The organism is Gelria sp. Kuro-4 (genome assembly GCF_019668485.1).
Classification (GTDB): domain Bacteria; phylum Bacillota; class DTU030; order DUMP01; family DUMP01; genus DUMP01.
In genome coordinates this window covers 2,100,528-2,114,629 of the sequence record NZ_AP024619.1, presented here as the reverse complement: position 1 = coordinate 2,114,629, position 14,102 = coordinate 2,100,528, and the positions used below count along the sequence as shown (strand labels likewise).

Annotated in this window: 14 protein-coding genes; 11 read left to right on the top strand and 3 right to left on the bottom strand. The window is 63.4% G+C overall.

Annotation, left to right across the window (positions count from 1 at the left end):
* Nucleotides 1-139: 139 nt before the first annotated feature.
* Nucleotides 140-1,621 carry an amino acid permease gene (locus K5554_RS10580; RefSeq protein ID WP_255565379.1) on the bottom strand — a complete coding sequence of 494 codons (1,482 nt, stop codon included), beginning with the start codon at nucleotides 1,619-1,621 and terminating at the stop codon, nucleotides 140-142.
* A gap of 147 nt (nucleotides 1,622-1,768) precedes the next feature.
* Here K5554_RS10580 and K5554_RS10575 point away from each other — a divergent pair, with 147 nt between their 5' ends.
* On the top strand, nucleotides 1,769-3,196 hold the full coding sequence (locus tag K5554_RS10575) for an aminopeptidase (protein WP_221038439.1): 1,428 nt from the start codon (nucleotides 1,769-1,771) through the stop codon (nucleotides 3,194-3,196).
* 133 nt (nucleotides 3,197-3,329) lie between these two features.
* Here K5554_RS10575 and K5554_RS10570 read toward each other — a convergent pair whose 3' ends face one another.
* Together K5554_RS10570 and K5554_RS10565 are read right to left on the bottom strand one after the other, a co-directional pair.
* Entirely contained in the window at nucleotides 3,330-3,722 is a 393-nt protein-coding gene (locus K5554_RS10570; protein WP_221038438.1) for a DUF1540 domain-containing protein, read from the bottom strand.
* A gap of 132 nt (nucleotides 3,723-3,854) precedes the next feature.
* Nucleotides 3,855-5,210, bottom strand: a complete 1,356-nt coding sequence (locus K5554_RS10565) for a sodium-dependent transporter (RefSeq protein ID WP_221038437.1) — start codon at nucleotides 5,208-5,210, stop codon at nucleotides 3,855-3,857.
* Between the two features lie 276 nt (nucleotides 5,211-5,486).
* Here K5554_RS10565 and K5554_RS10560 point away from each other — a divergent pair, with 276 nt between their 5' ends.
* The 10 genes from K5554_RS10560 (at nucleotide 5,487) to K5554_RS10515 (ending at nucleotide 14,042) form a co-directional block, all read left to right on the top strand.
* A complete protein-coding gene (locus K5554_RS10560; protein ID WP_255565377.1) occupies nucleotides 5,487-6,617 on the top strand; it encodes a DUF3866 family protein in 1,131 nt (376 codons plus the stop codon).
* Nucleotides 6,618-6,800: 183 nt separating this feature from the next.
* Nucleotides 6,801-7,337, top strand: coding sequence for an NUDIX hydrolase (locus K5554_RS10555; protein WP_221038436.1), 537 nt, complete (start codon nucleotides 6,801-6,803; stop codon nucleotides 7,335-7,337).
* A 55-nt stretch (nucleotides 7,338-7,392) separates the two neighbouring features.
* Entirely contained in the window at nucleotides 7,393-8,031 is a 639-nt protein-coding gene (spoIIM, locus tag K5554_RS10550) for a stage II sporulation protein M (protein ID WP_221038435.1), read from the top strand.
* Nucleotides 8,032-8,136: 105 nt separating this feature from the next.
* A complete protein-coding gene (gene xerD, locus K5554_RS10545) occupies nucleotides 8,137-9,066 on the top strand; it encodes a site-specific tyrosine recombinase XerD (protein WP_305038858.1) in 930 nt (309 codons plus the stop codon).
* 5 nt (nucleotides 9,067-9,071) lie between these two features.
* Nucleotides 9,072-10,238, top strand: coding sequence for a phosphopentomutase (locus K5554_RS10540; protein WP_221040598.1), 1,167 nt, complete (start codon nucleotides 9,072-9,074; stop codon nucleotides 10,236-10,238).
* A gap of 36 nt (nucleotides 10,239-10,274) precedes the next feature.
* Nucleotides 10,275-11,090 carry a purine-nucleoside phosphorylase gene (locus K5554_RS10535; protein WP_370636983.1) on the top strand — a complete coding sequence of 272 codons (816 nt, stop codon included), beginning with the start codon at nucleotides 10,275-10,277 and terminating at the stop codon, nucleotides 11,088-11,090.
* 78 nt (nucleotides 11,091-11,168) lie between these two features.
* On the top strand, nucleotides 11,169-12,344 hold the full coding sequence (locus tag K5554_RS10530) for a D-alanyl-D-alanine carboxypeptidase family protein (protein WP_221038432.1): 1,176 nt from the start codon (nucleotides 11,169-11,171) through the stop codon (nucleotides 12,342-12,344).
* Nucleotides 12,345-12,501: 157 nt separating this feature from the next.
* Nucleotides 12,502-12,846, top strand: a complete 345-nt coding sequence (locus K5554_RS10525; protein ID WP_221038431.1) for an anti-sigma factor antagonist — start codon at nucleotides 12,502-12,504, stop codon at nucleotides 12,844-12,846.
* Between the two features lies 1 nt (nucleotide 12,847).
* Nucleotides 12,848-13,282, top strand: a complete 435-nt coding sequence (gene spoIIAB, locus K5554_RS10520; RefSeq protein WP_255565376.1) for an anti-sigma F factor — start codon at nucleotides 12,848-12,850, stop codon at nucleotides 13,280-13,282.
* Nucleotides 13,275-14,042 carry a SigB/SigF/SigG family RNA polymerase sigma factor gene (locus K5554_RS10515; protein ID WP_221038430.1) on the top strand — a complete coding sequence of 256 codons (768 nt, stop codon included), beginning with the start codon at nucleotides 13,275-13,277 and terminating at the stop codon, nucleotides 14,040-14,042. Before spoIIAB ends, K5554_RS10515 begins: the two co-directional genes overlap by 8 nt.
* The last annotated feature ends 60 nt before the right edge of the window (nucleotides 14,043-14,102 follow it).

Genomic DNA, 14,102 nt, shown 5'->3' with positions numbered 1-14,102 from the left:
CTTACGGTTCCTGACGCTTTTCGCATCCCTCCTTTCGAAAAGACTGGGGCCTTCCGCAAGCCCTAATTAATTGTATGCTGCCTCTTTTTGACATATCTTTTGACAAAGGACAAAGGAAATCCTCCCTTGTAGGAAAAATTTAGGAGGATTTCTTTTGCTCTGGTTCGCTTTCATTCGGCAGGGGCTTGGCTGCAGGCTCGGGTACCAAGGGGTAGCCCGCCGCCGGCTCGACGGGCAGCCTTTTGCTGTGCCGGTAACCATAAAAGAGGTACACGGCGATGCCCACGGCCAGCCAGAGCGCCAGCCGGATCCAGGTGACGGGCGGTAGGTTTGCTATTAAGTAGAGGGAAAAGGCCATGGCAAGAAGAGGCGTCCAGGGAACAAAGGGAGTCTTAAAGGGGCGAGGTAGCTGCGGATAGCGCCGGCGCAGGACCAGAAGCCCGGCCGAGACAAAGAGAAAGGCCGACAGGGTGCCGATGTTGGCCAACTGCGCCACCACTTCCACGGGAATGAGGGCCGCCAGCGAAGTTACACCGGCGGCGATAATGCCGAGGCTGGCTGCGGGGGTTTTAAACCGGGAGCTTAAGCTGGCGAAAAGAGGTGGCAGCAGGCCGTCGCGTCCCATGGCAAAAAACACGCGGCTCTGGGCGAAGAGGTTGGCCAAAAGAACACTGGTGAGCCCGGCCAGGGCACCAATGGCGACAAGGGCCGAGGCCCAGCCCATGCCGGCGCTGAGGAGGGCGGTGGCAATGGGGGAAGCCGTGTTGAGGCGCGGGTAGTGAACCATGCCGGTGAGTACCAGGGTCACCAGTACGTAAAGGACTGTGGAAAGCACCAGGGAGCCGATTATCCCTATGGTAAGGTCGCGGCGGGGATTCTTTACTTCCTCGCCGGCGGCGGCTACGGCGTCAAAGCCGACATAGGCGAAAAAGATGATGGCTGCGCCGTGCATTACGCCCGCGGGACCGAAGGGGAAAAAGGGACGCCAGTTGGCCGAATTGATACGGGTGGCCCCGAGAATGATGAAAAGGAGGACAACCCCGAGCTTTAAGGTGACCATCAGGTGCGTCAGGTTGGCGCTGCGGCGCGTGCCGGTAATGCCGATCGCGGCCACCAGGGCGATGATGAAAACCGGGGGCAGGTTGAGTACGCCGCCCGCGAGCGGGCCGGCGGTAAACGCTTTCGGGAGGATAAGCCCAAAAGAGCGCAGCAGGTCGGCAAGATACGAGCCCCAGCCGATGGCCACGGCGGCCGAGGCCACGATGTATTCCAGAATGAGGTTCCAGCCGATCAGCCAGGCGGGCAGTTCGCCCAGGGAGGCGTACGTATAGGTGTAGGCACTCCCGGCCGCCGGAAGCATCGAAGCAAACTCAGCGTAAACCAGGGCCGCCAGCCCGGCCGCCGTACCGGAGATGAGGAAGGATACAGCCAGGCCGGGTCCGGCGTAGCGGGCGGCGGCAACCCCGGTGAGCACGAAGATGCCGGTGCCGATGATGCCCCCGACACCCAGGGCCACCAGATCGAGCGCACCCAGGGTGCGCTTCAGGCCGCCGCGGGCGCGCCCTTCCTGGAGCAACACCTCCACCGGTTTGCGCTGAAACATTCGCCGCCAACCGTTCACCGTACCAGCCTCCCCAGCCGTTTCTTCTTACCCTTAATATGTCCACGGCGTTGCCGGCCGCATGCCCCGGGGGAGCTTGCCGCCGGGGGGTGTGAATGCTGGTGGATTGTGGTAAACTAAAGGGGATAACACGAGGAGGGATACAGCATGCAAGAAGCCAGTGCAGGGAAGAAACTGTTTGAAGAACTGGCCTATAAGCCTAAACCGGCTTGGGACCGCCTGAAGGGAGAAGAGCGCCAGCGGGTTTTTACGCTGGCCGAAGGTTACAAGGCCTTTCTCACGGCCGCCAAAACGGAGCGCGAAGCCAATGCTTTGATCCTCAGCGAGGCGGAAAAGCAGGGCTTTCGCCCGGCCGAGAAAGTTCCGGGCCGCCTGACGCCGGGGACAAGGCTTTACTACAACAACCGGGGCCGGAGCGCTGCTCTGGTGGTGGTCGGCCGGGAGCCTATTAGCGCTGGTTTCCGCTTGGTGGGTTCGCACATCGATTCCCCCCGGCTGGATCTTAAGCCGCGCCCCCTGTACGAAGAAGAAGGCCTGGCCCTTCTCAAGACGCATTATTACGGCGGCATTAAGAAGTACCAGTGGCCGGTGCATCCCCTGGCACTGCACGGCCTGGTGGTGCTCTCGGACGGCCGGCGGCGGGACATCCGTCTGGGTGAAGAGGCGGGCGACCCGGTGTTTTGCGTCACCGACCTCCTGCCGCACCTGGCCTACGAACAGATGGAAAAAAAGGCCAAGGAAGTGGTCAGCGGCGAAGCACTTAACATCGTGGTCGGAAACCTGCCCTACCCGGAGGAGGAAGACGTCAAAGAACGGATCAAGCTGGCCGTCTTAAAGCTCCTTAGGGACACCTACGGTATCAGGGAAGAAGACTTCATCAGCGCCGAGCTGGAGGCGGTTCCCGCCGGCGCGGCGCGCGATGTCGGCTTCGACCGCAGCATGGTGGGGGCTTACGGCCAGGACGACCGCATCTCGGCCTATACCAGCTTGCGGGGCCTGCTCGAGGTGCGCCAGCCAGCGAAAACGGCCATCTGCCTGTTTACCGATAAAGAGGAAGTGGGCAGCATGGGCAACACGGGCGCGCGTTCGCGCTTCTTCGAAAACGTGCTGGCCGACCTGGCACACCGGGAGGGCGCAGAGTCGGTGGACCTGGCGGTACGGCAGGCGCTGGCGCGCGGAGAGGCGCTTTCGGCCGACGTCAACGCAGCGCTCGATCCTTCGTACCAGGAGGTAAGCGACAAGCGCAACTCCGCCCTCTTGGGCTACGGCATCAACCTCAGCAAATACACCGGAGCGCGCGGCAAGAGCGGCTCCAGCGAAGCCAGCGCTGAGTTTACCGCCGCGGTGCGCGACCTCCTCAACCGGCACAACGTCGCCTGGCAACCGGGGGAACTGGGTAAGGTAGATGAAGGCGGCGGCGGGACCATCGCGCAGTTCCTGGCTGACCTGGGGATGGACGTTATCGATGCCGGGGTGGCCATCCTCAGCATGCACTCGCCGTTTGAGGTGGCGAGCAAGGTGGATGTCTACATGGCCTACCGGGCGTACAAGGTTTTCTGGGAGCCGGAAAAATAAGCTGGTCCGTCATGATGTGCCGTGCGGGCAGTGGCCCGGCGGGCCGGTTCATATGAGGACAAAAATGCCTGGGTTTAAACCCAGGCTTTCTTTTTTGTGACCTGTCCGCCTCAGGCTTGAGCGCAGGGGCTGGCTAGCCCTGGTTGTTATTGGCGTAGGTGTCGCAGTTCGTGGCCTGGCACTCGGTGGCACCATTGCCCGAGACGAAGATAGAGTCTGCCGCACAGAGGTTGCCTTCCGCCCAGTACTTACAGCTGTCGACCACACAGGTGACGCTCGGCGTAATCTGCACCCCGTCGCGGAACACGCCGGTGAGCATCCCGCCCCAGTTGACGTTATCCAGCGAGCCGAGCATGTTGGCCAGGCCGCGGCGGTGGGCAAAGGTTTTACACTCGGTCTGTTCCTTTTGCTGAGCCATCTTGCCTTCTTCTTCATGCAAGATGTCGATGTTGGCGGCGGAACAAAGGTCGCCCGGCAGCCAGTGGGTGCAGGTGTTAACTTCACACTTCACGCTTGGATTTGGCATCTTACTACCTCCTCTTTGCATTCTAGCCTTAATTTAACCGCGGAGGCGAAGGCCCATTCCGCCGCCGGGCGTAAAAAAAAGAAGCAGCGCGGGCGGCGCTGCTTGCAGTAAACGCTGTAAGAGTTGCTAGAACTAGAACTTGAACACACCTAAGCCGGCGAGGAAGAGAAAGGCGACCAGTGCGGGGGCGATATACTTGAGCATCACGTTGGCCCAGAAATCGCCCAGCCCGAAGGTGAGCGTCCCGTCGTTGGTCGCTTCCCGCAGGGCGTTCTTGGTGCCCCAAATCCAGGTGACGACAATGGCGGTGAACATGCCGCCCAGCGGCAGGAGCAGGTTGTTCGCCACCCAGTCCAGCTGGTCAAAGAATACCTTGCCGGCAATCTGGAAGCCGCTCCAGACGCCCATGGAGAGGGAAGCGCCGATGCCGATGACGAACATGATGCTCCCGAGGACCACTGTGGCCCGCTTGCGCTGCCAGCCGTGCTCTTCCATCATATACGCCGTCAGCGGCTCCAGCAGGGAGATGGCGGAGGTGAGGGCCGCCAGGAGGAGCAGCAGGAAGAAGGCCCCGCCGAACAGGTTCCCCAGCGGCATTTCGCTAAAGACGGCGGGCAGAGTAACGAAGGTGAGCCCGGGACCGGCCGCGGGCTCGAACCCGTAGTTAAATACCGCCGGGAAGATGATCAGGCCGGCCGTAAAGGCCACCAGCGTGTCCATGATCGGCACGATGGTGGAGACCTGCGGGATGTTCTCTTTCTTGCTAAGGTAGCTGCCGTAGGTGAGGATGGAGCCCATGCCGAGACTAAGGGAGAAGAACACCTGGCCCAGGGCGTCGAGGAAGGTCTTGCCGGTGACCTTGGAGAAGTCCGGCACCAGGTAGAACTGCAGGCCCTTGGCGGCGCCGGGCAGGGTGAGGGAGCGAATAGCCAGGATGATGACAATGGCGAAGAGAGCAGGCATCATGATGTTGGAGTACTTCTCGATGCCGCCCTGCACGCCGTTGTAGCAGATCCAGATGGTGACGCCCATGAAGATGGCGTGGAAGAGGAGAGGCAGAAGCGGATTGGAGATGAAGCTGCCGAAGAGTTCTCCCGTAAGCTTCGGGTCGGTCATGTGGAAACCGGCGATGGCCCGGAAGAGGTAATAAATCACCCAGCCACCGACCACACTGTAGTAGGAAAGAATCAGAAAGCCGGCCAAAAGGCCCATGCCGCCGACCCAGGTCCAGCCGGGAGCGACCTTCTTGAAGGCGCCGACGTTGGAAAGCTGCGTATAACGGCCCAGCGTGACCTCGCCCATGAACATGGTAACACCGACAAGAATGACAATCCCAAGATAAATAACGAGGAAGGCGGCCCCGCCGTTGGCCCCGGCCAACCAGGGGAAGCGCCAGATGTTCCCGAGGCCGATGGCCGAACCGGCTGCTGCGAAAATAAAACCGATCTTGCTGGCGAACCCTTCGCGCGTACCGTTCTCTTGACTCACCGATCTCTCCTCCTTTTCTTGGCCTCTTGGTTTGTGGCATTTGCGTCAAATATCCGACTACTCACCCCCTTCGTTAGCCGGCCGGCCATCATCGCCCATGTTACCAATTGCTCTGAATCAGTTATAGTTTTCTTTGTTATGGGCAAAATTACTCCTTGGGTCACGGCGGGAAAGGCAAAATTTTTCCCGTTGCCGCCGTTTCCGGCCGTAGGAAGAGATAACACAGCCGCCGAGCAGGAGAACAAGGCGCCATGCCGAAAATAGGAGAGGAAAGCAGTGGTAAGCCTGCATCGCACCTGGGGAAGGGTTGTAACAGAATGCCAGCTGCCGTCGGGGGTACAGGAACTGCGGGTGGAGCTGGGGGGCCGGGAGGCGCTGGCTCTCAACTACCCGGAGCTCACCGGCCGGGCCGAAGCAGGCTCGCTGGTGGCCCTCAATACCACCGCGCTCGACCTGGGGCTGGGAACGGGCGGCTACCACTTTGTCACTGCGGTGCTGAACGCCTGCCCCGGCTGTCCCGCGCCCGGGCGGAGCCTTGCCCCGGGGCACATCATGAAGCTGCGGTACACTCCTTGCCAGGTGCGTTGCCTGGCGGTGGAGGAAGAGGCCAGCCCTTACCATGCCATCCTTCGAGACCGCGACAGCATTGCCGGGCTGCCGGTGGTGGTGGCGGAGCTGCACAGCATGGTCGCGCCGGCGGCGGCCGGAGCTTACTCTGTCCTGGGCTCCGGCGCGCGCATCGTCTACATCATGACCGATGGCGCGGCGCTGCCCCTGGCCTTTAGCCGTTTGATCCCGCCCCTTAAGGCAAAGGGGCTGCTTACCGCCGTTGTGACCGCTGGACAGGCGTTTGGCGGGGATTGGGAGGCGGTCACCATCTTCAGCGCCCTCCTGGCCGCCCGGTGGGCGCTCGAAGCCGATGTCGCCATTGTGGCCATGGGGCCCGGCATTGCCGGCACGGGCACGCGTTTCGGTTTTTCCGGGGTGGAACAGGGCCAGGTGGTGGATGCGGTGAACGTGCTCCACGGTCAGGCGGTGGCTGTGCCGCGGCTCAGTGCGGCCGACCCGCGCCCGCGCCACCGCGGGGTAAGCCATCACACCTTAACCGCCCTGGGCCGGGTGGCCCAGACGCCGGCGACCGTGGTGCTGCCGCAGTCCGCCGACGCCGGATTCTTGGAAGGTGTCCGGCAGCGCCTGGCGGCTGCCGGCGTCGCGGCCCGGCACCAGTTGCGTTACGCGGCGGGTGAGCCCGGGCTGGAGCTTTTGGCTGCCCTGGGCATCCCGGTGACCAGCATGGGCCGTTCCCCCGATGAAGACCCGCCCTTTTTCCTGGCGGCGGCCGCGGCCGGCGTGGTGGCCGGGGAGCTGGCTAAGCCAGGTGGCGGCGCAAGGCAGCCAGGAGCGTAAGCCCGGCCGGACCGAGGCTCTCAAGGAAGGGTAGCAGCTCCCGAGCCCGTCCCTTCCACGCGACGCCGCGGCGGGTGAAAAGCGCTTCGATGGCGCTCGCCTCCTTTTCTTGGGCTGAGTTACGTGTGTTCTCAGTATCTATTTATGTCCCAAGTAAGGCATTATGAGAGGAGAAAACTGACTGTGCAGCTTAAGGAAGAAACCCTCAGGCGCGAAGAAGTGTACCGCGGCCGAATCTTTTGCGTGGAGCGAGCGCTGGTGCGGCTGCCCAACGGCAAAGAGGGGCAGCGGGAGGTGGTACGTCACCCGGGGGCGGTGGCCGTCCTGGCCTGGACCGACCCGGAGACGCTGCTTTTGGTACGGCAGTTCCGTTATGCCGCGGGTGAAGAACTTTGGGAGATCCCGGCGGGCAAGCTGGAACCCGGCGAAGACCCGGCGGTCTGTGCCGCCCGCGAGTTAAGCGAGGAGACGGGCTATGCCCCGGGAGACCTTAAGGAACTGGCGCGCTTTTACTCCAGCCCCGGCTTTTCTTCCGAAGTGCTTTATCTTTATGAAGCCCGTGGTTTAAGGGCAGGGTCCGGCGAGAAGGACGACGACGAGTTTCTGGAGGTGCGACGTATCCCCTTGAAGACGGCACTCGACTGGGTGGCCCGGGGGCAAGTCCATGATGCCAAAACCCTGATCGCCCTGCTTCTGGCGGGGCAGAGAAACATCGCATAGCACCTGCCGGCGCTGCATAAGCATGAAAGGAGGCTGGTCAAGGGGGGGGGTTTGCGTGCTGCGCTTACGCCTGGAGCAGGATTTGGCCCAGCACGTGCGGGAAAACGTGGGCGTTTACTTTTTTGTGGCCCTGCTTTTCCTCGTGGGGGTGGTCTTTGGGGCGCTGGCGGTAAAGGCCCTGCCCACGGAGCAAAAGGCGGAACTTATGGATTACCTGAACCTTTTTCTTAAGGACGTCGCCGGGCGACCGAGTATCCCGGGGAGCGAGCTGGTCGGCCGGACGGTCTGGGCCAACTTAAAGAGCATCGCACTCATCTGGCTGAGCGGCCTGACGGTGATCGGACTGCCGCTCGCCCTCATTCTACTCTTCACCAAGGGCTTCGCCGGCGGCTTTACGGTGGGCTTTCTCGTGGATGAAATCAGCTGGCGCGGCCTTGTGGTGGCGGCGGCGGCGGTGCTCCCCCAGAGCCTGCTCACGGTGCCGGCCGTTCTCCTGGTGGGAGCGGGCGCTGTCTGCTTTGCGTTGTTTGTTCTGCGGCAGCGCTTTCTTAACCGCCGCGCACCGGCGCCGGTGCCGTTGCTCAGCTATGCGTTTTTTCTGGCGGCCGCCGCCTTGGCGGTGGCCGTAGCCGGAGCGATCGAAGCTTACATCACGCCCGTCTTCCTGCGCGCCACCACGAACTGGTTTCTGTAGAAGAGTCCGGCCCAGGTAAGCGGAGGGCAGTTTCTTGGCGCTGAAGGTGGACAAGCCGGCACAACACCTTTCGCAGGGTAGAACCGAGTGAGAGGAGGGAGGCCCTTGCAGGGGGGAGAGGAGGAACAGGACCGGGCGGTCCTTACGGACTTCCTCGCTTATCTTCGGGTGGAACGGGGCCTGGCGGCCAACACTGTGGCCGGCTACCGCCGGGACTTGGAAAAGCTGGCGGCTTACCTTGGCGCGCACGGCCAATCCCTCCGGGCGGCAGCGCCGGCAGAGCTCACGGCCTATGTCCATGCGCTGGCGCGCTCGGGCTTAAGCCCCGCCAGCATTGCCCGCAGTGAGGCCGCCCTGCGCACGTTTTATCGCTTCCTGCAGGAAGAAGGCCGCCGGGCCGATAATCCAGCCCGGGATTTGCTGCGGCCGCGCCAGAGCCTGCGCCTGCCCCGGACCCTCAGTCAGGAACAGGTTGGCGAGCTGCTGGATGCGGTCCAGGGCCGAGCCCCAGCGCAGCTCCGGGACCGGGCGATGCTGGAGCTTATGTACGCCTGTGGGCTGCGGGTTTCCGAACTGGTGAAGCTGGAGCTTAAAGACCTGCACTTGGCCGAGCGCTACGTGCGCTGCCAAGGAAAAGGGAGCAAAGAAAGGATTGTCCCGGTGGGCGAAAAAGCGGCTCAGGCCCTTTTGGCCTACCTCGACGGCGGCCGGTCCCAGCTTCTTAGGCACCGCCGCGACCAGGCGCTCTTTCTTAACCAGCGGGGCCGGCGCCTTACGCGCCAGGGGTTCTGGCAGATCCTCAAGAAGTACACCCGCGCCGTGGAGTTGCCGCCGGCGACCAGCCCGCACACCCTGCGCCATTCTTTTGCCACGCACCTGCTCGAAAATAATGCCGACCTGCGCACGGTGCAGGAACTTTTGGGGCATGCCGACATCACCACCACCCAGATTTACACCCAGGTTACGCCGCAACACCTCTTGGAGGTTTACCAACGCTGCCACCCGCACGGGCGGCCCGGTGGAGAAAGGGAGTGAGCCAGCTGTTAAGACGCGTTGTGGTGGTAGTGGCCGACAGTGCAGGGGCCGGCGCGCTGCCGGACGCCGGCGCCTACGGCGACGAAGCGAGCAATACCCTGGGGCATGTGGCGCAGGCGGCGGGCGGTTTAAAGCTGCCGCTTCTTCAGCGCCTTGGCCTGGGCAACATCCTGCCGCTCCAGGGCGTGCCCCCGGCCCGGGAGCCGCTGGCGGCGTTCGGACGCCTGGCCGAGCAGTCGGCGGGCAAGGATACCACCACGGGGCACTGGGAGCTTATGGGTATCATCCTGCCGCGTCCCTTTCCAGTCTACCCGCAGGGCTTTCCGCCCGCTCTGATTGCCCGCTTTGAGAAGGCCATCGGCCGTCGGACTTTAGGCAACAAGCCGGCTTCCGGCACGGCGATCATCGAAGAGTTGGGAGCGGAGCACCTGGCCACCGGTTGGCCCATCGTGTACACTTCCGCCGACAGCGTCTTTCAGGTGGCCGCGCACGAAGAAGTGATACCGCCGGAGGAACTGTACCACATCTGCGCCGTCGCCCGCCGGCTGCTCACGGGCGCAGACGCGGTGGCGCGGGTGATCGCCCGCCCCTTCGTAGGCCGACCGGGGAGCTTTCGCCGCACCGCCGACCGGCGTGACTTTTCCCTGCCGCCTCCCGCTCCCACCGTACTGGACCAGGCGCTGGCCGCCGGCCGGCGCGTGCTGGGCGTCGGCAAGATAGGCGATATCTTCGCCGGGCGGGGACTTACCGAGTGCCGGCACACCGCCGGCAATGCCGCCGGCCTGGCGGCCACCCGGGCGGCGCTGGAGGAGGGGACGTGGGACCTCGTCTTTACCAACCTGGTGGACTTCGACATGCTCTACGGCCACCGCAACGATGCCGCGGGCTACGCGCGGGCGCTGGAGGAGATGGACCGGGGCCTGGGGAGGGTCCTGGCAGCCCTGGGACAAGAGGACGTGTTTTTCTTGACGGCGGACCACGGCTGCGATCCCACCACGCCGAGCACCGACCACTCGCGGGAGTACGTACCGCTACTGGCGTACGGCCGAACGGTCCGGGCGGTGTCGCTGGGGACGCGCACTACCTTTGCCGACCTGGGGGCGACGGTGGCGGACATACTGGGGCTGGCCTGGGAAGGACCGGGCACCAGTTTTTGGCCGGCGCTACAGTGAAGACGATGGAAAGGAGCTGAAAGGATGGCTTTAACACTGAAAGCCAGAGTGCAGGAAGCGGCGCGGTTTTTACAGGGATTACGGCCGCTCGCGCCGCGCGCCGGGCTCATCCTGGGGAGCGGCCTGGGCGGCGTCGCCGAGGAGGTCGAGGATCCTCTCACGCTTGCGTACCGCGACATCCCGCATTTTCCGCTTTCAACGGTGGAGGGGCATGCCGGCCGGCTGATCCTGGGCCGGTGGGCCGGGCGGGAGGTGGTCATCTTTCAAGGGCGGTTCCACTACTACGAAGGCTACACCCTGGAGGAGATCACCTTCCCGGTGCGCGTGCTGCGGGCGCTGGGCGCCGGGGTGCTTGTGGTGACCAACGCCGCCGGCGGCATCAACCCAAGGCTTAGTCCCGGCGACCTGATGCTGATCACGGATCACATCAACTTTATGGGCACCAACCCACTCATCGGGCCCAACGATCCCGAGCTCGGGCCGCGTTTTCCTTCACTGACCCCGCCCTATGCGCCTGAACTGTGCACCCTCGCGCGCCAGGTGGCGCGTGCAGAGGGCCTGGAACTAAAAGAAGGAGTCTACATCGGCGTTACCGGACCTAGTTTTGAGACCCCGGCGGAACTTCGGGCCTTCGCCCGGCTGGGCGCGGACGCCGTGGGCATGTCCACCGTCCCGGAGGTGATTGTGGCCGGGCACGCCGGCCTTAGGGTGCTGGCCGTCTCGGTGATAACCAACAGCGCCCGCGGGCACGCCGAAGAAGTGGCCCAGCACGGCGCTGTTCTTGAGGTGGCGGCGGCCAGCGGCCCGCGGCTGGCCAGGCTGCTTAGGGGTACCCTGGCGCGACTCCCGTAGCGTCAAGCCTGGAGCGCATGGTTTTGCCGCATCCTGGATAAGCTAGCCCCGACAAAGCAAAAGGAAGGGAGATCCAGGATGGGGAAAAAGAGACTAACCCGGGTCGGGGCCGGGCTGTTGGTCCTCCTGCTCGCCCTGACCCTGCCGTCCGGGCCGGCCCGCGCCCAGGAGCTTGAGACCAGCGCGGTGAGCGCCGTGCTCATGGACCCGGCCACCGGGGAGGTGTTGTTCAGCAAGAACCCGCATGAAAGGCGGGAGCCGGCCAGCATCACCAAGATCATGACCCTGCTCCTTACCATGGAGGCGGTGGAAGAAGGGCGCATCAGGCTCGATGACAAGGTGATCACCTCCGAGAACGCACGGGCACAAAGCGATACCGATGGTTCGGTGGTCTTTTTGGAGCAGGGTGAAAAGCGCAGCGTGGAGGAGCTGCTCATCGGCGTTGCCGTAGGGTCGGGCAACGATGCCTGCATCGCCCTGGCCGAACACATCGCCGGCAGCGAGGCCAAGTTTGTGGAGCTGATGAACCAGCGGGCCCGCGAACTGGGGATGAAGGATACCAACTTTGTCAACTGCCATGGTATGCCGGCGGAGAATCACTACACCTCGGCCTACGACGTGGCCGTTATGTCGCGGGAGGCGGTGAAGCACCCACAGCTTTTGAAGTATACCTCCATTTACGAGTACCGTTACCGGGAGAACCCGCCGCTCATCCTCTGGAACACCAACAAGCTTCTGGCCTGGTACGAAGACGTGGTGGACGGGCTGAAAACCGGTTGGACCGAAAAGGCCGGGTACTGCCTCTCCGCCACCGGCAGAAAGAACGGCTTCCGCCTGGTGAGTGTGGTCCTGGGCTGCCCGGTGCCACGCAGTCACTTCCAAGAAGCCATTAAACTCCTCAATTACGGTTTTGCCAACTACACTTCGCTGCCGGTGGCCAAAGCGGGGGAAGTAAAGGCGACCCTCCCGGTGCTGCGCGGGACCGCGCGCCAGGTGGAACTGGTGTGCGCCCGCGACCTGGGCGTCACCGTTCCCAAGGGCGAGGAAGACAAGGTGAGCTACGAACTGAGGATCGATATGGAGCAGGCCAAAGCTCCAGTAGCCAAGGGGACGCCTTGCGGCCGTTTGGTGGCCTTTAAGGACGGCAAACCGGCCGGCGAGGTGGAGCTCGTTACGGCCGCGGATGTGGAAGTGCTGGGCTGGAACGGCCTGTTCACCCGGGTTCTCCAGGGCTGGTTCAAGGGTGCCCCGTAAGTGAGGAACAGCGGCGCAACTAGGGCCAGGGCGGCAGCCTTGCGCCCTATATTTTTTCTTTTTTGCCCTGCGGGCAGGGAAAGGAAGCTTTCAGGGCGAATATGAAAAGTCATATGGTAAATACTGAGAGAAGTTCCAGACCTAGGGAGGGAGAAACGTGGAGGTAGCGCTGACGCAGAAAGAGAGTTGTCTCATCGCTGCGCTGAACGGTGAGCTGGACGTGGCGACCGTCCCGTGGGCCCGGGCGCAGCTGGAAGCTGCTCTCACACCGGGCATCAAAGGACTGGTTTTGGACGTAAGCCGGGTTACGTTCATGGACAGCTCCGGTTTAGGTTTCTTACTGGGCCGCTACCGCTGGTTTATGGAGCGGGGCGGAGCGGTGGCTGTGGCCGGTGCGCGGTCCCAAGTCAAGCGCGTGCTGGAGCTTTCCGGCCTGGCCAAGATTATGCCGGTGACAGCCACGGTAAAAGAGGCTCTGGAGCGCGTAGGGAGGGAGAAGTGACGTGAAGGAGAACGAAATGCGCCTGGAGTTCCCCAGCCGGCCGGAAAACGTAGCCTTTGCCCGCGCCACCGTGGCGGCCTTCGCCAGCCAGCTGGACCCGACGCTGCCGGAGCTGGCCGACATCAGTACGGCGGTCTCCGAGGCGGTCACCAACGCCGTGGTACATGCCTACCCCGAGGGCGAAGGGCCGGTGCGCATCGCGGTGCGCCTGGCGGGGCGAAGGGTGATCATTGAGGTGGCGGACGAGGGGAGGGGCATTGCGGACATCGGTGCGGCGCGGCGCTTCGGCGGCAGCACGCGGCCGGGGGAGCGGATGGGCATCGGGCTCTCCCTGATAGAGGCCTGCATGGACCGGGTAGAGGTGAACTCCAGCCGGGGAACCTGCGTGCACATGGAAAAAACCCTGGGCGAGCGGAGGGGCGGGCAGGATGACTGAGCGCTACGTCAACCTGGACCTGCCGGAGCGAACGGTGGAAGACCCGGAGAAGGTAGCCGGCCTGGTACGGCGGGCCCAGGCGGGAGACCGCGCTGCCCGCGAGAAGTTGATTCAGGACAATCTGCGCCTGGTGGTGGGGATTGCGCGGCGTTTCTGCGGCCGCGGGTACGAATTTGAAGATCTTTTTCAAGTCGGCACCATCGGCTTGATGAAGGCCGTCGACAAATTTGACCTCGGCTACGGGGTGCAGTTTTCCACCTACGCCGTTCCGATGATTGTGGGCGAGATCCGCCGCTTTCTGCGCGACGACAATCCCGTCCGGGTCAGCCGCTCCCTTAAAGAGACGGCACTGCGCGCCCGGCGGGCCGCCGGCGCTCTCGGGCAACGTTTGGGGCGGGAACCGACCTTGAGCGAGCTGGCGGCCGAGGTGGGAGTACCAGCGGAAGAGCTGGTGGCCGCGTTGGAGGCTACCCAGGCACCTGCCTCGCTTTCCGACCCCATCTACCAGGACGAGGGAGCAGCCATCAACGTGGAGGACCAACTGGGGGAGGAAGAGGGCGAGGAAATCCTGGAGCACGTGCTCCTTGGCCAGGTGCTGGAAAAGTTGACCCCGCGCGAAAGGTTCATCATCCAGGAACGCTTTTACGCCGACAAAACCCAGGCGGAGGTGGCGGCCGAGCTGGGGCTTTCACAGGTCCAGATCTCGCGCCTGGAAAAACAGGTGCTGCTGAAAATAAAGCGGTTGATGGCCGGCGGGTAAGGACCCGCTTTTTTGTATGGTTTTTTCAGGGGGAAGCCATACTAGTGTTGGCTGAGGGGC

What these genes read in the sequence shown, in the direction of transcription:
- K5554_RS10575 (WP_221038439.1), top strand. Translation starts at nt 1,769, where the DNA reads ATGCAAGAAGCCAGTGCAGGGAAGAAACTGTTTGAAGAACTGGCCTAT.
- K5554_RS10515 (WP_221038430.1), top strand. Translation starts at nt 13,275, where the DNA reads ATGACTGAGCGCTACGTCAACCTGGACCTGCCGGAGCGAACGGTGGAA.
- K5554_RS10530 (WP_221038432.1), top strand. Translation starts at nt 11,169, where the DNA reads ATGGGGAAAAAGAGACTAACCCGGGTCGGGGCCGGGCTGTTGGTCCTC.
- K5554_RS10570 (WP_221038438.1), bottom strand. Translation starts at nt 3,722, where the DNA reads ATGCCAAATCCAAGCGTGAAGTGTGAAGTTAACACCTGCACCCACTGG.